The 20,686-nt window shown below is 48.3% G+C and carries 23 protein-coding genes and 1 tRNA gene; 10 read left to right on the top strand and 14 right to left on the bottom strand.

The window, feature by feature from the left end:
- The first annotated feature begins 126 nt into the window (after nucleotides 1–126).
- From AAHB90_RS30690 to AAHB90_RS30700, 3 genes are all read left to right on the top strand, one after another.
- On the top strand, nucleotides 127–849 hold the full coding sequence (locus tag AAHB90_RS30690; protein WP_342089141.1) for an RluA family pseudouridine synthase: 723 nt from the start codon (nucleotides 127–129) through the stop codon (nucleotides 847–849).
- Between the two features lie 72 nt (nucleotides 850–921).
- Nucleotides 922–1,650, top strand: a complete 729-nt coding sequence (locus AAHB90_RS30695) for a hypothetical protein (protein ID WP_342089142.1) — start codon at nucleotides 922–924, stop codon at nucleotides 1,648–1,650.
- A 56-nt stretch (nucleotides 1,651–1,706) separates the two neighbouring features.
- Entirely contained in the window at nucleotides 1,707–2,504 is a 798-nt protein-coding gene (locus AAHB90_RS30700; RefSeq protein ID WP_342089143.1) for a hypothetical protein, read from the top strand.
- Between the two features lie 67 nt (nucleotides 2,505–2,571).
- Here AAHB90_RS30700 and AAHB90_RS30705 read toward each other — a convergent pair whose 3' ends face one another.
- Together AAHB90_RS30705 and msrA are read right to left on the bottom strand one after the other, a co-directional pair.
- Entirely contained in the window at nucleotides 2,572–3,102 is a 531-nt protein-coding gene (locus AAHB90_RS30705; RefSeq protein WP_342089144.1) for a hypothetical protein, read from the bottom strand.
- Between the two features lie 141 nt (nucleotides 3,103–3,243).
- Nucleotides 3,244–3,930 (bottom strand): peptide-methionine (S)-S-oxide reductase MsrA, encoded by a 687-nt coding sequence (gene msrA, locus AAHB90_RS30710; RefSeq protein ID WP_342089169.1) that lies wholly within the window; start codon nucleotides 3,928–3,930, stop codon nucleotides 3,244–3,246.
- Between the two features lie 146 nt (nucleotides 3,931–4,076).
- Between msrA and AAHB90_RS30715 the strand changes: the two genes are divergently transcribed.
- Nucleotides 4,077–4,625 (top strand): CopD family protein, encoded by a 549-nt coding sequence (locus AAHB90_RS30715; protein WP_342089145.1) that lies wholly within the window; start codon nucleotides 4,077–4,079, stop codon nucleotides 4,623–4,625.
- 48 nt (nucleotides 4,626–4,673) lie between these two features.
- On the opposite strand, the gene AAHB90_RS30720 is transcribed toward AAHB90_RS30715, so the two are convergent.
- Nucleotides 4,674–5,045: a BlaI/MecI/CopY family transcriptional regulator gene (locus AAHB90_RS30720; RefSeq protein ID WP_342089146.1), complete on the bottom strand. Its 372-nt coding sequence runs from the start codon at nucleotides 5,043–5,045 to the stop codon at nucleotides 4,674–4,676.
- Nucleotides 5,046–5,131: 86 nt separating this feature from the next.
- Nucleotides 5,132–6,376 (bottom strand): hypothetical protein, encoded by a 1,245-nt coding sequence (locus tag AAHB90_RS30725; protein ID WP_342089147.1) that lies wholly within the window; start codon nucleotides 6,374–6,376, stop codon nucleotides 5,132–5,134.
- Nucleotides 6,377–6,557: 181 nt separating this feature from the next.
- Between AAHB90_RS30725 and AAHB90_RS30730 the strand changes: the two genes are divergently transcribed.
- Together AAHB90_RS30730 and AAHB90_RS30735 are read left to right on the top strand one after the other, a co-directional pair.
- Nucleotides 6,558–6,884 carry a hypothetical protein gene (locus AAHB90_RS30730; protein WP_342089148.1) on the top strand — a complete coding sequence of 109 codons (327 nt, stop codon included), beginning with the start codon at nucleotides 6,558–6,560 and terminating at the stop codon, nucleotides 6,882–6,884.
- Nucleotides 6,872–7,540, top strand: coding sequence for an ATP-binding cassette domain-containing protein (locus AAHB90_RS30735; RefSeq protein ID WP_342089150.1), 669 nt, complete (start codon nucleotides 6,872–6,874; stop codon nucleotides 7,538–7,540). The genes AAHB90_RS30730 and AAHB90_RS30735 overlap by 13 nt, the downstream gene beginning before the upstream one ends.
- Before the next feature lie 6 nt (nucleotides 7,541–7,546).
- Here AAHB90_RS30735 and AAHB90_RS30740 read toward each other — a convergent pair whose 3' ends face one another.
- Together AAHB90_RS30740 and AAHB90_RS30745 are read right to left on the bottom strand one after the other, a co-directional pair.
- Nucleotides 7,547–8,215 (bottom strand): FAD-binding oxidoreductase, encoded by a 669-nt coding sequence (locus AAHB90_RS30740; protein WP_342089151.1) that lies wholly within the window; start codon nucleotides 8,213–8,215, stop codon nucleotides 7,547–7,549.
- A gap of 64 nt (nucleotides 8,216–8,279) precedes the next feature.
- Complete coding sequence (locus AAHB90_RS30745) at nucleotides 8,280–8,885, bottom strand: Crp/Fnr family transcriptional regulator (protein ID WP_342089152.1); 606 nt, start codon at nucleotides 8,883–8,885, stop codon at nucleotides 8,280–8,282.
- A 144-nt stretch (nucleotides 8,886–9,029) separates the two neighbouring features.
- Here AAHB90_RS30745 and AAHB90_RS30750 point away from each other — a divergent pair, with 144 nt between their 5' ends.
- Together AAHB90_RS30750 and AAHB90_RS30755 are read left to right on the top strand one after the other, a co-directional pair.
- The gene (locus AAHB90_RS30750) at nucleotides 9,030–9,611 is read left to right on the top strand and encodes a hypothetical protein (RefSeq protein WP_342089153.1); all 582 of its coding nucleotides are present in this window, start codon (nucleotides 9,030–9,032) and stop codon (nucleotides 9,609–9,611) included.
- 156 nt (nucleotides 9,612–9,767) lie between these two features.
- Nucleotides 9,768–12,932, top strand: coding sequence for a T9SS type A sorting domain-containing protein (locus AAHB90_RS30755; protein ID WP_342089154.1), 3,165 nt, complete (start codon nucleotides 9,768–9,770; stop codon nucleotides 12,930–12,932).
- A gap of 30 nt (nucleotides 12,933–12,962) precedes the next feature.
- On the opposite strand, the gene AAHB90_RS30760 is transcribed toward AAHB90_RS30755, so the two are convergent.
- From AAHB90_RS30760 to AAHB90_RS30780, 5 genes are all read right to left on the bottom strand, one after another.
- A complete protein-coding gene (locus AAHB90_RS30760) occupies nucleotides 12,963–13,340 on the bottom strand; it encodes a pentapeptide repeat-containing protein (RefSeq protein WP_342089156.1) in 378 nt (125 codons plus the stop codon).
- A 220-nt stretch (nucleotides 13,341–13,560) separates the two neighbouring features.
- The gene (locus tag AAHB90_RS30765; RefSeq protein WP_342089158.1) at nucleotides 13,561–13,854 is read right to left on the bottom strand and encodes a hypothetical protein; all 294 of its coding nucleotides are present in this window, start codon (nucleotides 13,852–13,854) and stop codon (nucleotides 13,561–13,563) included.
- Nucleotides 13,855–13,917: 63 nt separating this feature from the next.
- Nucleotides 13,918–14,391 (bottom strand): hypothetical protein, encoded by a 474-nt coding sequence (locus AAHB90_RS30770; protein WP_342089159.1) that lies wholly within the window; start codon nucleotides 14,389–14,391, stop codon nucleotides 13,918–13,920.
- 60 nt (nucleotides 14,392–14,451) lie between these two features.
- The gene (locus AAHB90_RS30775; protein WP_342089161.1) at nucleotides 14,452–14,694 is read right to left on the bottom strand and encodes a hypothetical protein; all 243 of its coding nucleotides are present in this window, start codon (nucleotides 14,692–14,694) and stop codon (nucleotides 14,452–14,454) included.
- Between the two features lie 266 nt (nucleotides 14,695–14,960).
- Nucleotides 14,961–16,040, bottom strand: coding sequence for a type I restriction endonuclease (locus AAHB90_RS30780; RefSeq protein ID WP_342089162.1), 1,080 nt, complete (start codon nucleotides 16,038–16,040; stop codon nucleotides 14,961–14,963).
- Between the two features lie 758 nt (nucleotides 16,041–16,798).
- Between AAHB90_RS30780 and AAHB90_RS30785 the strand changes: the two genes are divergently transcribed.
- Nucleotides 16,799–16,957, top strand: a complete 159-nt coding sequence (locus AAHB90_RS30785) for a type II toxin-antitoxin system RelE family toxin (RefSeq protein ID WP_342089163.1) — start codon at nucleotides 16,799–16,801, stop codon at nucleotides 16,955–16,957.
- Nucleotides 16,958–16,997: 40 nt separating this feature from the next.
- Here AAHB90_RS30785 and AAHB90_RS30790 read toward each other — a convergent pair.
- From AAHB90_RS30790 to hpt, 3 genes are all read right to left on the bottom strand, one after another.
- Nucleotides 16,998–17,081 (bottom strand) — tRNA-Leu (locus AAHB90_RS30790).
- 84 nt (nucleotides 17,082–17,165) lie between these two features.
- Nucleotides 17,166–18,566, bottom strand: coding sequence for an MBL fold metallo-hydrolase (locus tag AAHB90_RS30795; RefSeq protein ID WP_342089164.1), 1,401 nt, complete (start codon nucleotides 18,564–18,566; stop codon nucleotides 17,166–17,168).
- A 39-nt stretch (nucleotides 18,567–18,605) separates the two neighbouring features.
- The gene (hpt, locus tag AAHB90_RS30800) at nucleotides 18,606–19,133 is read right to left on the bottom strand and encodes a hypoxanthine phosphoribosyltransferase (protein ID WP_342089165.1); all 528 of its coding nucleotides are present in this window, start codon (nucleotides 19,131–19,133) and stop codon (nucleotides 18,606–18,608) included.
- 185 nt (nucleotides 19,134–19,318) lie between these two features.
- Here hpt and AAHB90_RS30805 point away from each other — a divergent pair, with 185 nt between their 5' ends.
- Nucleotides 19,319–20,545 (top strand): tetratricopeptide repeat protein, encoded by a 1,227-nt coding sequence (locus tag AAHB90_RS30805; protein ID WP_342089167.1) that lies wholly within the window; start codon nucleotides 19,319–19,321, stop codon nucleotides 20,543–20,545.
- Nucleotides 20,546–20,686 lie beyond the last annotated feature (141 nt).

Raw genomic sequence — 20,686 nt, forward strand, 5'->3', positions numbered from 1 at the left:
GTCAAAGAAGTTTACAGAAACAAATAGTATAATTATCTTTGTAACGGATAAAGGCCTTGTGGCCGAGAGAATCCGGATGAATGGCCCGATGAGGCGCATCATCCGGATTATTTTTATAGCAACTTTATGAAGATCAATTTCAAAGACATTATCATATTCGAGGATGAGGACTTTTTGCTGGTGAACAAGCCGCCGCACCTGGCAACACTCGATGAGCGTACGGCCGACCGCGGAGGCAGCGTATTGCGACTGGCCAAAGAATATAATCCCGACCTGCAAGCCGCCCACCGACTCGACAAGGAAACTTCCGGCGCATTGGCATTTGCTAAAAACCCCGCCGCTTACCGCCATTTGGCCATGCAATTCGAGCATCGTGAGGTTACCAAACGGTACCACGCTGTCGTGAACGGCATTCATGATCTGGAAGGCGTTTCGGTTTACCTGCCGATATTGCCGCTCAAAAACGGCACGGCCGTCAAGATCGACCGGGCGGAGGGGAAGGAAGCGGAGACGATTTTCAATACTTTGCAGGTTTACCGTGGTTATACTTTAGTGGAATGTATCCCCATTACCGGGCGTATGCACCAGATACGGGTACATTTGTCGTGCCTGAAAGCGCCCATCGTAAACGACCCGCAGTACGGCGGCGAGCCTATTTTTCTCTCAAGCCTGAAAAGGAAGTTTAATTTGAAGAAAGATTCGGAGGAACAGCCTCTCATTCAGCGGGTTGCATTGCATGCGCGGTCGCTTTCGTTCGCCGTTATGAACGGAGATCCTATACGTGTGGAGGCGCCTTATCCCAAAGATTTCGAAGTACTTGTAAAACAGCTCAATAAATTCGGGATGTAATAGCATGGTTTTTGTTGAGTGTTAAAAGTTGTGTACGTTTAATCAACTTTTTTCATTCAAAAACCTAAAACTATGCGGGCACACACGTTACGGAGCAAGACATTTCTGCCACTGATCCTCGTATTGGTGAGCATGGCGGCCACAGCTCAAACCGGCCGGAAAAACGATGTGATCATCAAACGCGACAGTTCGCGGATTCAGGCGCTCATCACCCAGATGAGCTACGAAAAAATCAATTACCGGGACCTCGGCAAGGCCGACAGCGCCGCTACCTATATTTATCTGGATCAGGTAGCGCGGGTGTTGCTGAAAAACGGTAAAACCATTAATGTAAAAGACTCTATCCCACCACGCCGCGTTCCACCCGACAGCGTTGGGCAGTATGCCGATATGAATAACCTGCCGACGGATCCGTTCGAGAAAAGCGTGGTCATGGCTAATTCGGACCAGCTCAGGGATAAATATGAATTCCACCACAACCGCTCGATAGATGGAAAGACGGGCGCCATTGTGTTTACTTCGGTGGCGGTGGCAACCCTGGTTTCGGGGATTATTGTAGCCAGCACCGGAGATAGTCCGGATAACAAGACTATCGGTGCGTCGCTTGCGATCGCCGGACCTGCGGTAGGCGTTGTTTTGGGTTTGATTGGTTTCAAAAACTACAAAAAACATAGCCGCAAGGCCGAAAAGATCAAGACGGAACTGGAACGCAGGAACCAGCCGCTGACAACGCTGAGGATCACGCCACGCATCGATCCGTTCAATAAATCGGCACAGTTGGGGCTCAGGTTGTCGTTCTGATTGCGGTAAATTGATTACTTTCATAGGGTTAAAACAGTTACAAACAGTCCTTCCCTATGAAAGTAGTTTTACCAAAGCTGAAAAATCAGCTTTTAGCCATGTTAATGCTATTATTGGCCATTCAGGCAAATGCACAAACGTCGCGCAAGGCCGATGTAGTCAGGTTGCGTGACGAGTCCAAACTGGAAGTCTATATCCAGGAAGTAGACGATCAGGTTGTTAAATACAAGAAAATCAGCGACCCGGAAGGGCCGCTTTTTTCCCTTAAGAAATCCGATATCGCTTCGATCCGCTACGGGAACGGTGAGGAAGAAACGTTCGAGGCGACGCTGGAAGTGCAGAATTATTATTCCCCTACAAAACCTGCTCCCGCCGCTAGACCGCAGGAGCCCGGGCCCGCACGCAAGGTTACCAGCGGGCCGGTCAAGCCGTCGGTTCAGTTTGCCGAGGACGTGAGGAATTCATCGCCTGATCATTTGCGGAGCATGTACACCTACTATAAAACGCGCTCGAAAACGGGGATGGTCATGGGCATTGCGGGTACTTCCGTGGGGGTTATTGTGGCGGCAATAGGTACCGGCATTGTAGCCAGCGCGATCGACGATAATGGAAACTATAAAAGCTACCAAGACGAGTTACGGGCACGTAAAGGTGCCTATATGATGCTAGGGGGCTTTGCAGGGGCGGTAACGTTTGGAACCGTCGGGTTTGTGAAAGGCGGTAAGAATGGAGCCAAGGCAAGCCGCATTCGCCGGGAGCTTATCCGTCGCGGAGAGCCTTTGACGATTAGTATCAGACCTTCGTTCAGTCCGTCGCAACGGGCCGGAAGCCTCACGTTGGCGGTTAATTTCTGATAGATGAGGACAAAAAAACGCGGGCTCCGAATGACTCGGAGCCCGCTTTTTTATGTCTTGGAATTTCTTAGAATTTGAATGCGATACCTGCTTTCAATGGAGATGCATTGTAACCAACTTCTGCAAATACGCCCATGTTAGGCTTGAAGTAGTAACGTGCACCAGCGAATACACCGAAGAAAACGCCGCTTCCGTAACCATCATCATAAAAGCCAGAATAGCCATCAGGATCATTGTAAGAAGAAATACGGTATCCCAGGGACGGACCAGCATAAAGGTCGAGATTGTCGATTTTCAAGAAGTGCTTTCCGTAGTGGTAAGAACCACGAGCAGCAACAGTGAAGAAGTTATATCTCCATTTGTAGCCACTCCAGCCATAGCTCCAGGTAGTAAAGTCAGCCTGGCCACCGACGCTGATGAAGTCATGGATACCGCCTTCGAACGAAGCGCCTACGCCGACACCGCCGCCGCCGTAAGTACCGCCAAGGTTGATACCTGCATTCAATAATTTATCTCCTTTCTCAAATTGGGCGAACGCTTTTTCAGAAGCTGTGCTGAAAAGAGCGGCAACAACAAGCATGAATAGAGTCTTTTTCATCGTAATAGATTAGTTATTGTTAAAGAATAATGGCACAAATTAAAGCCTTTATTTCAATGCTTCAAAACTTGTGCCATTTATAGTTATTAACCGGAGATTCCCACTTTATAAGTGGTTTCGGCATCTTTATTTAATCCAAAATCAGATGTGCTTGCGGAGCTTATCCTTAAATACCTTTTTAAATTTATCCAGTTTTGGTGCAATCACGAAGGCGCAATAGCCCTGGTCGGGATTGTTGGCAAAATAATTCTGGTGGTAGTCTTCGGCAGGGTAAAACTTCTGGAATTTAGTGATTTCGGTTACAATCGGATTCGAATATGCACCCGACTTATCCAGTTCTGCCTTCGCCGTTTCCGCCAGCTGCTTCTGCTCGTCGGAGTTGTAAAAAATGACTGAACGGTATTGCGTACCCACGTCATTTCCCTGGCGGTTCAGCGAGGTAGGGTCGTGGCTGCGGAAGAATGCTTCCAGCAGGTCGGCATAACTGATCACTTTGGGGTCGTAAGTCACTTCCACGCATTCGGCGTGGCCGGTAGTGCCTGTGCACACGGCTTTGTAATTAGGATTGGGGTCGTGCCCGCCCGAATAGCCCGAAACCACTTTCTTCACGCCTTCGAGTGATTCCATTACGGCCTCGGTACACCAGAAACATCCCGTACCAAATATTGCGATTTCAGTGTTCGCGGTATCGACATTTTTTTCGTCCAATGCGGTTGAGGCTGTTTCTTTGTCCATTTTGCTCTTGTGTTTTTTGTCCGACTGCGCGCACGACAGGATCGCCATGCAGCACAGAAATATAAACGTGAAAATTGGGATGGTGGTTCTCATCATTACAATAGGGATTATCACTGTTTCGGTAACGATTACGGCGCCAATAAAGTTTTATCACCGTAATCCTATAATATTTACGAAATTTGAAGGCCAAAAGATCGGGATAGCGACATATCCCGACGGCATCAAATCTCCGGCAGTTTATGACCTATCTTCATTTCAAAGCGCTTCATATCATATTTGTAGTAAGCTGGTTTGCAGGCCTTTTTTACATGCCGCGGCTGTTTGTGTATCACACCGAGGCCAACGACAAGCCCAGTCCAGAACGCGAAATTCTTTCAGCACAATTTACCAAAATGGAGAAGCTGCTCTTCAACGCGATCATGACGCCGGCATGCTGGCTGGCATTGCTCTGCGGTACAGCCATGCTCTACATTACGCCCGCCTGGCTCGACCAGGGCTGGATGAAGCTGAAACTGGTTTTTGTGCTCGGATTACTGGCCTACCATTCCATGACCCGCAAGATATTGCTGGAACTCCGCCAGGGAGAATTCCGGTTCAGTTCGTTTCAATTGCGGCTTTTTAATGAGGTAGCCACGATTTTTCTCTTCTCCATCGTCTTTTTGGTGGTATTAAAAAACACGGTCGACTGGCTCTGGGGCGTGCTTGGCCTGATCGCGTTCGCCATTGTGATCATGGCCGCAGTCCGGATCGTGAAGCGAATGCGGGAGAAGAAAGCGAAAGTGGGTTAAATGCATTCAATCTCAACATTTGAATTTGCATCAGATAGGCCATGAAGCTCAGGATTTGGGAGGATAGTACGAGTCAATCAGCTGTTTCAATTCGTTTACTTCTTCCGGTTTCAAAGCATTTTCCTGGACGATAAACGACACGATATTTTTGGGTGAACCTTCAAAATAATGCTTCACAAGGTCGGAAAACGACCTGCGTGCATATTGCTCGCGGGAAATGGCCGGAAAGTAGACGTGCGTCTTACCATATGCCTTATGATCGACAAAATCCTTTTTTTCCAGCAAGCGCACAACAGATGAAACAGTCGTGTAGGGCGGCTTCGGCTCGGGCAATTTTTCGATAATGTCGTGTATAACGCCTTCTCCAAGCTCCCAGAGAATGCGCATGATATTTTCTTCCGAATGACTAAGCGGTTCCATAGTTCAAATGTATAACTAAAATTTAGTTATCAAACTTGTTTTTAGTTAAAATGTTTAAAAACCACAAATGGGCTCGAAAATGAGGGTCAGAATGTGAATCCGAGTGCGAGTTTGGCAGAGATTCTTCGAAAATTTTCGCTGTAATAGTAGGGCACGGCGGCCGAAAATTCGTTGACGCTCACCGCTGAATCGACGAAGATGTTTTTGAACAGCCTTTGCTGGAAACCCACGGCAATGGATGCTCCCCAATACTTTTCATTGAAACGGTTGGCGAAGCTGGTTGCGCTGCGCTTCGTCATGAAATTGGCTATTTCCACTGCGGTGTAAAATCCGGAAAGGTTGTTGCCCGATTTTCCCCGGCGTATCTGCATTTGCTGCAAAAAATAATAGCGGCCCTGCAAGCCAGCCTTGATGAAAAAACCTTTCATTTTTGCCAACTCGGTATCGTAGAACTCCGCATTCGCATTAACATCGATGGAGAACGGGCTTTCTCCGAATTTTGCCTCCCTCGCAATTCCCAGCCGCAGCGAACGTTGGCCCAGGCCGAAGCTGGCCTCCGGAAATCGCAGTTTCCACTGGTTCTGGATCACTTCATCGCAAAGCAGTACTTCACAGGCCTCTGTGGGGGCGTTTCGTTTCCAATCGCCAAAAGCTACCCCGACCGTCATTTGGGTAGAAAGAATGAAATTCCGGTTACTTAAATCCCTGGCCGGATTACGTGAATCGGGTAGATAGTAATCCTGTTCCTGATCCAGGTAATAAGCACCCATCGAAATGTCGACATGCCCACGGTTGAAAACCCGGCTTTGGAATCCCGTCGCAAGCATGACTGTGTGCCGGTTGGAATTGATTACCGAGCTGTGATCGATAAAGCCAATGCGCCTATCAAAGGAAGCGGCCACATAAGCACCGCTGAAATTGTTGGCATTAAGCCCTTTTGCGATTCGTTTGCCCATATTGTAGTACCAACGGGCCTTTGCGCCCACCCACCAATCCCATTGCCAATCTTTGGTGAAAGTATTCATATAAATACCATCGCCTGTATTGTTGGTCTTTTTATACAAACTGGCTTCTATGGAGAGTTGCGGCCAGAGCTTATATTCATACCCCAGCACCATCCCAATACCCCGCGCATCCGATGAGGTATATCCCATCTTCACCAAATTCCGCGTTGGCACTCGCGTCATAAACACATTATCGTATCGATCAATGAATTTCTGCCGGACGATCAGTGTGTCGGGTTCTTCGCTGTATATAATAGGAATACTGTCCTGCGCTTCCGCGAGGGAAATATTTATGAACGTCAGTAATACTGGTAGAAGGTATTTCATGCCAGGAAAATGAATAGGGCACCGGGTTTATGAAAGAGGCATATTTTGCAAGAAATGGTTGTATGAAAATAAGCAGGATTATAAAAATTGTCTGTTCGAATAACTGTTAAAAATCCTTAAACCCGAATCAAGTGTGATAACTGCGGTTATTTTAGCAAAACCAAAATGTAATTGCCTCTGAATGAAGACAAAATTGCATCTGTTAGCCATCTTTTATCGTTCTTTCGGATTGTATCTCTGGGCCATTCCGATGATAGCCTGGTTCGCGCTCGGTCGGTTGACGGGCGTGGCTTTGTATGCAATTATTCCTGCACTAGTTCTCTACAAATTGTTTTTGCAGGGGATTACCATCTACATTTTTCGCCGCAGGTATTCGCATTTGTTTTTCTTTTATGCCAATGCAAACCTTTCAAAACGCCATCTTTTCGGCTCAGCTTTTATAGCCGACTTCATCACATTCTTTTTATCCATGACATTCATTCAATGTTTGAGCGGATGGATAAAATGAGCGGTCATATCCTCGAAGCGGACAGCATGTGGCTGGAATATAACGGACAGAAGATCCTGCAAAACATTTATATAAGCATGCAGACCGGCCACGTAACGGCGCTACTCGGGCGTAACGGAACAGGGAAATCCAGCCTGATGCAGATGACTTTTGGAACGCTGCGCGGGCAAAGCCAATCGGTGAGATTCGATGGCGATTATTTTTCACATCCCTACAAACAGCCGGGGCTGATCAGCTACTTGCCGCAGCATTCTTTTTTGCCTGGAAACTTGCGGGTGAGCGATGTTTGTCGCTTGTATGAAGTCGATTTCACAGATTTGTGCCGGCATTTTGAAACTTTCGAGCAGTATAAACGCGTGCGGATCAGCGATTTGTCGACCGGAAACAGGCGGCTTTTGGGAACATTGCTTATTCTGCTGATGCCGGTTTCGTTTACATTACTGGATGAGCCATTTGCCGCCCTTTCGCCCATTCATATTGAGCAAATGGGGAAGGCGATCGCCGAACAAAAGGCCCGGAAAGGCATTCTCATTTCTGACCACGCGTATGAGGAGGTGCTGCGCCTGGCGGATGAAACGTACCTGATCGTGCCGGTGGGGCGTAGCATTTTACTTAAAAATGTCTATTCTGAACTGGAAGAATTTGGCTATCTGTGAGTGAGCCTACTTTTCAAAAACTAATGCATCCGCACTGGCGCCGAGTTCCTCCAACGCTTTGAGGATCGACTCCGTGAATGCATCCGGTCCGCAGACATAGAATGGCTGGTCGAAATTAGTAATGTGAGTTTGCAGAAAATCCTTATCGATGCGGCCGTGGTAGTAACCTTCCGCATTCTCCCCCGAAATGAGGTTAACGAAATGGTCGCCGAGCATTTCTTCGAGTTCTTCTTTGAGGATAATGTCGGCTGTGGTGCGGTTGGAGAAGAAAAGCTGGTTTGAGCCGACCTCACCTTTGGCATACAAATCCCTGAAAATGGCCAGAAACGGCGTAATACCGGCCCCTCCGGCCAGAAAAACACCTTCGCCCTTGTACTCGATCGCGCCCCAGGCGTCACTGATCTCGAAACTGTCGCCCGGCTGCACTTTCGTTAATGCATTGGTGACGCCGTCGTGGTCGGTGTAGGATTTGATCGTGAATTCGAGCGTGTTGGCCGTGGGCAGCGAAGTGAATGTAAATGGCCGTTTTTCTGCCGCCCATTGATCTTTGAGGATGGAAAAATCGGTTGCCTGGCCGGGCGTGTAGGTAAAACCTGCCGGCTTTTCCACTGTATAGGCGTTTACGTTATGCGTAACGGGCTTTTTGGCGAGCAGTTTGACGGAATAATCGGCCATGACGGTATGTTTTGGGAAGTAGTGGATATAAACTATTGCAAAATACGCACTCTGCGAAAAGCAGTCAAGGCCGGTTTTTCTCGAATGGGACTGTTTTCAGGCAGCGGCTGAACGTGGCGGGCGTGGTGCCGAGGTAGGTGGCAATGTAATGGTCGGGAATGCGGCGAAAAAGCGACGAAGGCTGACTGATATAATGGGCAATGCGCTCTTCCACCGACAAATATTTAAAAACCTTTACCTTATCCGTGAAGTTGATGAGATGTTGTTCCAAAAGCCTCACGGCCAGCTTGCCCATATAGGAATCTTCTTCGACGAGTTTCCGGTATGAATCGTAGGAAATCGCGTAAACAGTCGTGTCTTCCAGCGTCTCCAAAACCTCATTGGAAAGTTTTTGTAATAGAAAACTTTCCGCAATGCAAACAATATCGCCTTCCGAAACCAACAGCGAGGTAATATCTTCCGACCCGCGCAGGTAATACGTACGCATGACTCCTTTTTCAATAAAATACAGCGACGGACTAATCTGTCCCAAATCAACCAGCACCCTGCCTTTCGGGATCATAAATCTTTTTAGGTTTTGCTGAAATTTCTCCCGCAATTCCTCGGAAATCATGAATTTGGAAGCTTCCAGTAAATGGTGCAACGGCTTTATGTCTTCGGAGAGTTGCATTGGATAGTTAATGATAAAGGGTGGCGGAAATTGTCGCGCGACAATGTAAAATCTTGTCGGACGACAAGTTAAACTGATGTCGTTCAACAAGGTATAAAATAAATAATGGGAAGTTAATTTGAGTAGGACAAAAAACTACTCACGATGAACCTCCCAATACTTAAAGCGATCATTTTATCGGGCCTCATTTGCTGCATTCAAATGCCGGCGAAGGCCCAGGACAAGGGAAAAAGCGAATTGAATATCGGTGCCGGGATGATGGCGTCGGAAGATGCTTTGTCGGATGCGGTTATACTTTGGTTCAGTGCATTGTTTAATACGCACCCGGACGTCAAAGTACCGGGCGCCTCCTGGTCAGTTACCTACAAATACCACGTTTCTGAGCGGCTTGCCGTGGGTGGAAGCTCGGTTTTAAACCCAACCTCCGACCGATGGATCCCCGATTTTCCCAGTGACGATCGCTGGAAGCGCCGTTCCCTCACGACCGCCGGCGAAGCGACGTTATATTGGGTAAAAGGTGATAATTTCCAATTTTACGGGACGGCCGGCGTCGGTTTTTTTGTGAAGCGCAGCCGCTTTTACAATGTACAGACTGAAACTAAATTTGGAACTACATTTCAAGCAAGTCCGGTGGGTTTGCGGATGGGAAAGCGGGTTGGGGTGTTTATGGAAATTGGTTATGGGTATAAAGGCGTTTTCAATGGAGGGTTGAGTATGCGGTTTTGAAAAGAATTTTAATACTATTTGATAAATAATAGCCGGAAAATTATCGAATGACCGATCGATTTTTAGCGTGTCTTTTTAACAGGGTTTTATTATATCTTCGTCAATGTAATTGGCAGTTACTTGCTGTTCCCTGTTTTACGCTTAACACACAGTGCTATGAAAATCACTTTACACGTCATTGCGGTTGTTGCTTTCCTCTTGACCAGCCGCCAGTCGTCATTTTCTCAAGCAATTGACATTCCATGGCCCTCAGCCCCGGGCACGATGACTTCCGCAAATATCATCGTACTCACGAACGGCAATTTCGCCGTCTCAAACCGCGAATATGACGAAGGAGGTAAGACTGATATCGGAGTGGTGTACCTTTTTGATGGCAATACCAAAAAGCTGATCAGTACTTTGAAAGGATCGACGGCGAACGACAATGTAGGCGATCGTTTGTTCGCGTTATCTAACGGAAATCTGGTTGTCGTGAGCAGTCAGTGGGACAACGGGGGCATTGCCGATGTCGGCGCTGTGACGTGGGTCAATGGCGTTACCGGGTTGAATGGCGTGGTAAGTCCTGCCAACTCGTTAATCGGGAATGTCAAGTGGGATGTGGTCGGTACTACTGGTGTTACAGTATTACCCAACGGTAATTATCTTGTTAAAAGTTTTTCCTTAAAAGCGCCTGGAAAGGATGCAGTGGGCGCTGTGACCTGGTGCAATGGCAGCACGGGGCTGGTTGGTAATGTGAATGCGACCAATTCGTTGGTGGGCGCAAACCAGGGCGACGCGCTGGGTTACCTGGATATCGTAGTTTTATCAAATGGTAATTACGTCGTTCCCTGTCCAGGCTGGGACAGCCCCACGAATCAGGATGTCGGCGCCGTAATCTGGGGGAGTGGATCGACGGGCGTATCGGGTATGGTGGGCCCGGCCAACGCGCTGATCGGCTCTCATACCGGCGACCGTATCGGCGATGGTTACGGGTTGACGGCACTCACAAATGGCAACTACCTGATCAGAAGTACGGAATGGGATAACGGAGCCATCCAGAATGCTGGTGCGGTCACTTTCGGTAATGGTTCGACAGGACTCGTTGGGGTGGTGAGCGCAGCCAATTCGCTGGTCGGTACCCAGGCAAACCATCGGGTTGGAGGCGGTGTGTCAGCGCTGACCAACGGCAACTACGTCGTAAGCAGTTCTGCCTGGAAGGACGAGGCGGCAGAAGCATTTGGGGCGGTTACCTGGGGAAATGGAGTGAGCGGTATTACCGGCCCTGTTACGATAAATAATTCGCTTTACGGCTCCCGCCCTTACGAATCCGGTGGCGCTCATGCATTATCAAACGGTAATTACGTCGTCAACAGCCCCATGTGGACCCGCGACGGTATCTCCGGCGCCGGAGCCATTACCTGGGGTGACGGTACAACCGGCACAACCGGGCGCATTTCAACTTCAAATTCGCTGGTAGGAAGAGACACGCTCGACAATGTCGGCTTGCTGGGCATTGTCCCGCTGAGCAATGGCCATTACGTGGTGCCGACCCCATATTGGCGCAACGATGACAGGCAACAAGTGGGCGCCGTTACCTGGTGCGATGGTTTCACGGGCCGGGTTGGCGAAGTGAGTGCGCTTAATTCGTTTGTCGGGACAAGCGAACTTGGCAGTTCGAGCGGCTTGAAGGTCACTCCGCTTACAAATGGCAATTATGTTATTCAAAGAGAATTTGCAGAAGTCAATGGGATTGACCGCGCCGGACTGCTCACCTGGGCCAATGGCTCTCAGGAATTTGTAGGTACATTGAGCACGGCCAATTCGCTGCTTGGCAGCCATGCTGTAGACCTGATCGGGCGGAACGTAAGGCCGCTTTCAAATGGGAATTATCTGATTGTGAGTGAGAACTGGGACAATGGAAATGTGATCGACGCGGGTGCCGTGAAGTGGGCAAGCGGTACAAGCCCTACTACCGGCGAGATCAGCGCGGCAAATTCCCTGGTAGGGACAAAGCCGAATGGTAAGATGGGAGGGTACGGAACAGTTAGTCTTCTGTCCGACGGCAATTATCTTGTAAACACATCTGCCATCACCTGGGGAAATGGCACGACGGGCACAATCGGTGAAGTAAATGACTGCAACAGCTTTCTCGGAGTAGCAGGCGGCGTGTTTAATGCGACATACGGATATGTAGTGGCGGTTCATCCAGGTGACAACGTGGTCAGACTGGTGTATCATACAGGCGGGCCACAGCTGGCAAGGTCGCTGGATTCTGTTTCGGCCGACCTCGGTTCCGACGAAACGGTCTCGTTCATGAGCGGTGCGGGATGCCGCATTGTCGCGTCGGTAAGCTCGCAGGGTACCAATCCCGTGACGGGAAGCATTAATGCCCGCACGTGGGTGGAAAATGGTGTTCCTACTTTCCACGGGGACCCATTTGTGGCAAGGCATTATGAAATTACCCCTGCGCAGAACGCCGCGAATGCTACCGGCCGCGTCACTTTATATTTTTCACAGGGAGAATTTATCGCATTCAATGCCGCGCCAGGCAGCACGCTGGATCTGCCCGTCGATGCCGGTGACGCAGCCGGAAAGGCAAACCTCCGTATTGGTAAATACTCCGGTACGAGCGATGATGCCAGCGGCCTGCCCGGTAGCTATCCGTCTATCGTGTCCACCATTATAGATCCCGACGACAACGACATCGTCTGGAACGACACATTCAAGCGCTGGGAAGTGACTTTCGATACTGAGGGATTTAGTGGGTTTGTGGTGCAAACGAGTACCGCGCCACTGCCTGTGAGGCTGGTATCATTCACCGCAAAAGCTGAGGGAAAATCCATAGAACTGAATTGGCAAGTAGCCGATGCGATGAATTTCAGCCATTTTGAGGTGGAGTGCTCAGCGAATGGAAAACAGTTCGAGTCTTTCGGAAAAGTAAAGTTTGACGAAGGCACAGACCGGTACACGATCACAGACAGCCATCCGCGGACCGGTTCCAACGGACAGGTCTATTACCGTTTAAAAATGCTCGACTTAGATGGAAGCTACGCATTCAGCAAGATCGTCAACGTGCAGCTGAATGGCGGCGATGTCGCTTACGTATACCCAAATCCGGTTAGAGATCATTTTAAAATTTCTCTGCCCGGATATGACGGAAAGACCGGTAGGGTTAGACTCGTCAGCGCTTCGGGAAAAGTGCTACGTGAAGAAACGTTCACCGTTACGAACGGGGAAATGCGTCTGGATACGAGACAATCGCGGTTGAGTGAAGGTATTTATACCGTTCAAATAGAGGTTGGCGGCGAGCGGCGCCTGTTTAAAATGGCCTTATCCCGTTAGTCCAGTCGAATCTGGCAGGCGCTGCGGAAGTCAGTGCCTGCCAGCCAACAGTTCGGAAATCAACACGCCATCGATTTTCAGACCCTCGATATTACATCCCGAAATCTCGATCCCGCTCAGATCGCAACTCACGAATGTGCTTTTGTGCAAATCGCAATGCTCGAAACGCAACGGCCTTTGTTCCGCCGCGGGGTCATACATCGGGTGATCCGGCGGCGCCATGCCGATATTCTCAAACAAAGCCCCGCCCAGCTGCGCGCCTTCGATATGCAAGTCGCTCAGATTGGCGTCGGTGATTGATATGTTGCTCATATTCACATCGGTAAACGTGGAGTTGGACAGCATTACCTGGTTGGCCGTGATGACGGCGCATTCACTGTCGAGTTTGATTTGTTTGATGTCTTCCATGGTTGGGTTGGATTAATAGTCAGGTCACCGATGCCAGAGTTTCTGCATCGGGCGGAATGTAAATTTAGCCCCTTAGCCACCAGCTTAAAAGGGTCAGAAGCGACGAATTTGGAGTGTAATCAGGACAAAATCAGGCTTCTTCGTGTTGCGTTGTTTCCAGGCGCGGTCTTATCAACAACAGCATTAAAATCCCGGCTCCAATTACGAATGCACCAAAAATTCAGGCCAGCTTTCCGCCCATACTCCGGTCGACGGGCCTCGTATCCGGTTGGAGAATCATAAAATCGTTGTTAACAGGCTTCTGCAATGCATTTTGGACAGCAATCCTGAAATTTTCCCGGTCGGTTGAGGCCGGTTTATGTTCGAAATGATCGAGCTTATAGAAATCATAATGCTCCATTTTCTGAGCGCAATCTTCGAAAAACTCCTTGAAACGCAGCTGCTTGGTTTCATTCCCGCTGAGGTTGCTGATCCGCTTATGAAATTTGACGCCGTACCAATACAGCGGCGTCATCGAAATGATTTGCTTTTTGTGGGTGAGGATCGGGTTTACAAAGTAAATGTCGATGTTCAGGTCCTAGTTATAGCGGCCGCCTTTTTCCAACGTATAATGTACTCCGCCAATGAATTGATGCACGGCGAATTCGCTGATCCGGTAATACCGAACGCGTTCATGCTTAGGGATTTCCTTTACATTCTTAATTTCCGGCATCTTACCGGTCGAATAGCTAAGCAGCATCTGCGAAATCATCAGCATCGCCATCATAGAAACCCACGAAATCGCCTGCATTTGCCAGCTCCCTTTATCCTTTCCCGACTTATATTCCAGACTATCAAACCGCGGTTTCAGCCAGAGCAAAATCGGCCCCCATGGGAAAATCGCCGGAATCCAGAAATGCCAGCTGTCCTCACTCACTTCAAGGATCGGATGTTTATCCAAAAACAACCACCATCGTACAAATACCAGTATGAGCGCCGTCCCCCAGGCGACGACGGCGTAAGGAATGAGAATACGTTTGAGTTTTAAAAGGTAATCTGGATTGACTTTCATTGGTAAGAAAAGCACTTGTACCAAGGGCAACCAGCGCCTGCCGATTGCCCTCATTACGCATTAAACCGTCAGTCTCTGCGCTTTCTCGAAGAAGAACACCAGTTCCCTGAAAGTCTCGAAAATCTCCGTACATCGCGGATTATAACCCGCCTCTTTCTCAGATACCATGTACCCACTGTAAATCGACCAAAGGTCGCCGATCCATTCTTCGGGGCTGGTTTGAGAAAGCAAATCATGAACTAACTGGCCATAATGCGCCAGCCTTGACGAATCCGGGGATTCGTCTGTGATAGGTGTGTACATAAAGTTGTGATTTAAAGGATTTAAAGGGCCCTGTCTAAGGTGTCCTTAATGCTCACAACAAGCATTCCGGGGGACTTTCGCCGATCCCGCACCATAACAGGGCGTTTCTTTCAAGCTTTTTCATAGTTGTTGTGATTTGTTAAGGAATGCGAATATTCTGAGGATTTGTGAGGAATGCAAATCAATCCGGCGTCACTTTTCAAAGCACCAGGATTTTAACAAGAGCGCTCCATTTGAGTTTTCAAGAGGGTCGCGTCAATTGGTATTTACTTTTTAGCATCCAAATATATCTCAATCGTATTATCAAGCTGGCTACCAAAATTGTAAATATCATCGATTGTCTGAATTTCGACTTTCAATTCTTTTTTGTCCGAATCAAACAGCCCGATATATTTTTTTGAATTGTTTAAATACAGACGGCACAGGGGTTTTCGGTTGTTATCATCCAGGAATATCGCAAAATAGGATAGCGCGTCCCGATGAGTAATGCGGTTTGAGGTTACTTTTTGGCGCAATATCGATCTTACTATATAATATCCTTCCAATTCCTCTTGCGTGGTAACGATTTCCTTTTCCTGCGTATCTACGTTGGTGGGAATGGTGACAATGGGCGGTTCGGGAGGAAACGGAGTGTCAGGTTTGCTGATTGCGGATTTTAGGCGATCGTTAATGGTGTCATTTATAATGTTTGTTATGGTGCGTTTAACCAGTACGCGGAATGCTTCGAGCACTTTCGATGTTACCATAGACGGGTAAACCTGTTTTGCAAAATACTTCACGAATTCATCATTGGGCTCCTGGAATTCCTGATTTATCAACTGCCTTATTTCATTAATATATTTCAATTCACTTGCGGACTGATAAATGTTTTCAACATCGAAATACGCCTTGTGAAACTCCTTTAATTGCTCTATTTGCCCATCTTTAATTTCTTCGATATTGAATTCCAAGAACGGCTTTTCATCCATCTTATTCTGTTCTACTAAATCCGTGTAGAATCTAAAAATCAAGCCGTTAGTCAGCATCGAGAACTTTGCCTTGGAGACATGAAAATATCGGAGCAGCTGACCGTCGTGTACATCCAGCTTTTGCTTCCAATGCTTGCATTCTACCAGAAGAATAGGCACTCCATCCCTAAATATTGCATAGTCAATTTTTTCGCCCTTTTTGGTTCCAATATCACAAATGAATTCCGGAATAACTTCCATCGGGTTAAATACGTCGTAGCCTAGGATTTGAAGGAACGGCATGATAAAAGCGTTTTTCGTAGCCTCTTCCGTGTGAATGTTATCCTTTAACTTGGATACTCGTTCGCTAAATTGTTTGATTTGATCTTTGAAGTCCATAATAGTGAAGGGATTTTGTTGCTCTTCCTAAGAAATCAAAGTTGTAATTCTACTATATGTTGAATGAAAATTGATTTGCTGGTCATTCACGATGTAAAGCAGTCTGTTTTTTGTGAGTAAGTCGACAGTTCGAATAGACTAATTGTTGGAATGAAATGATCAAAATCACCCGTTGATAATTTTACTTGACCACTTGAGAGTCGGCGATTCAAATGACTTTAACAAGCTTTTAATTACCCCTACTTTGCTTGACTTTCCCGATTCAAGCATTTTTGATGTCGGCGCGGCTGCTTCGTCAACCAAAAGATTTTCTACCATGACAACTCAAATCTGCACTTATCTGTTTAAATTAACGTGTTGGGTCTGTTCAGCCAGATGTTTATGTCGATAGCAATATGCAAACTGGCATTTTAGGGAATGTATTGACTTTTAACAGGGTGGTGCGCATGTTAGCGAGCGCCCCGGGAATTTTGCGGGCTCTGCCTTCTACTTTTCTGCGGCGAATGACAGCATTTTATCGACAATGGTTTGTCGACCTGGTCGCGGAACAAAAGCAAATTCAGATCACTATGACGGCCTTTTGGTGAAGGAGCGTAAAGACGAGGAGCGCTTCCCCTGGGAGCAAGTCAAAGCAGAATTAGACGCAAAGCATAAGCTGGGTTGAGTTACCGGGTCGAATTAAGCCGCAGCGCGAAAAAATTCATGAGCGGCTTAACAGGAAGGGACTATTGCCTTGTATCTGCGGCAATTTCCTTTTTGTGGAGAATCCCTACCAGTCGGGCTGCAAGAAGCTCAAAGGATATCAGGACCGGTACCGTATCAGGGCAGGCAATTACCGAATAATTTATCGAATACTTGATGCGGAGCTTGCGATTGACATTGTTCAAACCGGCAACCGCAAGGAAGTTTACGACTAAAAGCAAAAACGCCGTTCCTGATAACAGAAACAGCGTTTTGTGCCGAAGGCGGGACTCGAACCCGCACAGGATTGCTCCCTCACGCCCCTGAAACGTGCGTGTCTACCAGTTTCACCACTTCGGCCTGAAATCGGTGCGCAAAGATAGCAATCTTGTTTTGGACTTTACAAGCATTTCGGGTTTCGAAGCGTGAAAAAATCGCGAAAAATTAAATTTTGACCCCTTCATACAGGGCCGGAATGTGGATTTTGCGGTATCCGGCCTTTTCCAGCTTCAACTTGAAGGCGATTTGCGTCTCGTATTCGCCGTGCACAAGAAAGACTTCCTTCACGCGCTCGGGTGTCTGACAGGAGAGGAATTCCAGCATTTCGTTGTAATCGCCATGGCCGGAGAAGGAGTCCATCGTTTCCACACGGCATTTTACTTCGAACTTCTCGCCGAAGATGTTCACATGCGTGTCCCCGCGCTTTAATGCGCCTGCGAGCGTGTTCGCGGACGCGTAGCCCACGAGCAGGATCGTCGAGTTCGGGTCACCGATGTTGTTTTTGATATGGTGCTTGATCCGCCCCGCTTCGGCCATTCCGGAGGCTGAAATGATGATGCAAGGCTCTTTGCGGTCGTTGAGCGCCATGGATCGCTGCACATCGGAAATGTAGTTCAGATATGGAAATGCGAATGCGTCGCCGTCCTTTTCAATGTATTCGAGGATTTCGGGGTTGAAGCATTCGTCGTGCTCCTTCATAATCGCCGTTGCGCGGATCGCCAGCGGGCTGTCGATGTACACTGGGATCTGCGGAAGCCGGCCGGAGCTCGAAAGCTGGTCGAGGGCGTAGATGAGCTCCTGCGTACGGTCGATCGCGAAGGCGGGAATAATGAGCTTGCCGCGGCGACGGACGCAGGTTTCCTCCACAACACGCAGCAAATGCGCATGCATATCGATCTCCTTTTCATGTAAACGGTCGCCGTAAGTTGACTCGCAGATAATGTAATCCGCCTGAGGGAACACTTCCGGCTTGTGGAGAATGCGGTCTTCGGGGCGGCCGATATCGCCGGTGAAAGTGACCTGTTTGAATGTCCCAGCGTCCGGAATGCTTAAATGAACGGCAGCGCTGCCGAGCAAATGGGCCGCGTCGGTCAGGATCACGGATACTTCATTGTTCTCACCCAAAAAGAACGTCTGCCCGTAGCGGACCGTTTTCAGGAGGTTCAATGCATGGGCGGCGTCTTCGGCATTATAAAGCTCTTCAAGCAGCGGACGGCCTTGCTTTTTCCGGCGCTTATTGATCCGTTCCAAATCCTTTTCCTGGATATGGGCGCTGTCGAGCAGCATTACCCGGCAAAGGTCGGCGGTAGCGGCGGTGCAGTAGATCGGCCCGTTGAAACCCTTGCGCACGAGGCGCGGGAGCAGGCCTGAGTGGTCGATGTGTGCGTGCGAGAGGATCACATAGTCGACTTCGGACGGTTTGAAACCGAATTCCTGGTTGAATTCGTCGGTTTGAATGCCCTGGAAAAGCCCGCAATCGAGCAGTATTTTAGTTCCTTTTTCGGTGGTAATGAGGTGCTTGCTTCCGGTTACGGTGCGTGCGGCGCCAAAGAATTGGATAAGCATAGAAGTTAGGAATTTAGAACGTTGGTGAAAAGAAGGAGGTCAGGCGAGGACGTAAATCGCGTCGAGGTTGCGGCCAATGCCGTCGTAATCAAGGCCGTAGCCGACCACAAATTTGTTTTCAATTTCAAAGCCGACATAGCGCATGTCCACCGGCGCTTTCAAAGCTTCCGGCTTGTGCAGTAAAGTAGCGATTTCGACGGATTTGGGCGACATCGACTTCACTTTTGCGATCAGTTGCGACATCGTCAGCCCCGTATCCACAATATCCTCGATGATGATCACATCACGCCCCGCAACATTGGCGTCCATCCCGATAATCTCCCGCACATTACCCGTAGAAGCAGTCTGGGAATAAGAAGAAAGCCGTATGAAATTGATTTCGCAGGCCAGCGAAATGTTTTTGACCAGCTCACTAGCAAAGAGAAAAGCACCATTGAGCACAATGATGAAGACCGGGCAAGAATCCGCATAGTCGGAATTAATGCCGGCAGCTAACTCGGCAACGCGTTTTTCGATCGTTTCGCGCGAAATAAAGGGGACAAATGTTTTATCCAGAATGTTAATCATAATTTTGAAGTGCGAATAAGGTTCCGAGAGACATTTAGGAGCCCTTTCGAAACCGGGCGCCGGAGCGTCGACTGTCGGATGATGCCAAATACTCTGAGGATCAATATTAACTCTTTTTTTAAAAACCGGGTCGCTGACAAACGCAAAATATCAATCAGGCGTTATAGAACAGATTTCCCCCTGCTATGAAAAGTTTAGTTGTTAACATAATCATATTCTGCTGCTTAACGGTTATTACCAGCAACATCGCGACGGCGCAATTGTATTCTTCGGCCGAGCTTGACAAGAAGTATGCGATGGTCCTCCAAAATCCGGGAGTACAGATCGAGTCAACAGAAGCGATCAATAAATTATACAATTACCAGTTTTACGAGGCGGACGCCGAATTCCGTTGGCTCAGATATCGCTACCCAAAGCATCCCATGCCCCATTTTTTGATGGGTTTGGCCGAGTGGTGGAAAATTGTACCAAATACAGAAAACGAAGCCTACGACAAAACGTTTCTCGCGCACATGGATTCGACCATCACGTTGGCGGAGGAGCTATATGATGATCAGGAAAATAAAATAGAACCTGCATTCTTCCTCGCCGCGGCTTACGCATTCAAAGGTAGGCTGTATGCCGAGCGTGAAAGCTGGGCGAAGGCGGCTTTTGCCGGTAAAAAGTCATTGAAGTATTTCGAACAATGCAAGGGCAATGGCGACCTTTCCCCGGAATTGCTGTTTGGCGACGGTCTGTATAATTATTACGCCGAATGGGTCCCCAAGGAATATCCGATCCTGAAACCGATCCTGGCACTTTTTCCAAAAGGAAATAAAAAGCTCGGCGAACAGCAGCTGGAAAAGGTAGGTAACAATGCATTCTATACCCGTGTGGAGGCCCGTTACTTCCTGTTGCAGATTTACAGCATGGAAAACGAGTACAGCAAAGCCTACGAAATGGCCAAATACATGTGGCAAACCTACCCGAATAACCCTTATTTCGAACGCTATTTTTGCCGCACAGCATTTGTTACCGGCAAAATGGCCGAAGCGGAACAGGCAGCGCAGAATATCATTACCAAAATCAGCCAGGGAATGCCGGGCTACGAAGGAGTAAGTGGCCGCAATGCGGCTTATGTATTGGCATACTACAATATGAACTACCACCGGAACTACGACGCAGCCGCCGGGTACTATCAAAAAGCGATCGATTATTCGACGCAAACCAATTCGATGAACGCGGGATATTATGTTTCGTCGCTGCTGGGGCTGGGCAAAATCGCCGAGCATAAGAAAGATTATGACGAGGCTTTGAAATACTACAAGCTTGCTGATGACAGGGCTGATAAAAAGTCCAGCCAGGATAAGGAAGCAAAAGCGGCGATTGCGAATTTGAAGAAGATGAAGCGCGAGCAGCGGAGAAGGCGGTAGAATGGCGTCCTCGCAAATGCTTCGACTACGCTCAGCATGACATCACGTTGTCACCCTGATTTCTATGATAAAACCAAGTGATCTTGATAGGTTGCTTGGTTTTTTATTAGGGCAAAGATGGTGTGGACGATTTTGTTTCTG

It is taken from the genome of Dyadobacter sp. OTU695, from assembly GCF_038440355.1.
Lineage (GTDB): Bacteria > Bacteroidota > Bacteroidia > Cytophagales > Spirosomataceae > Dyadobacter.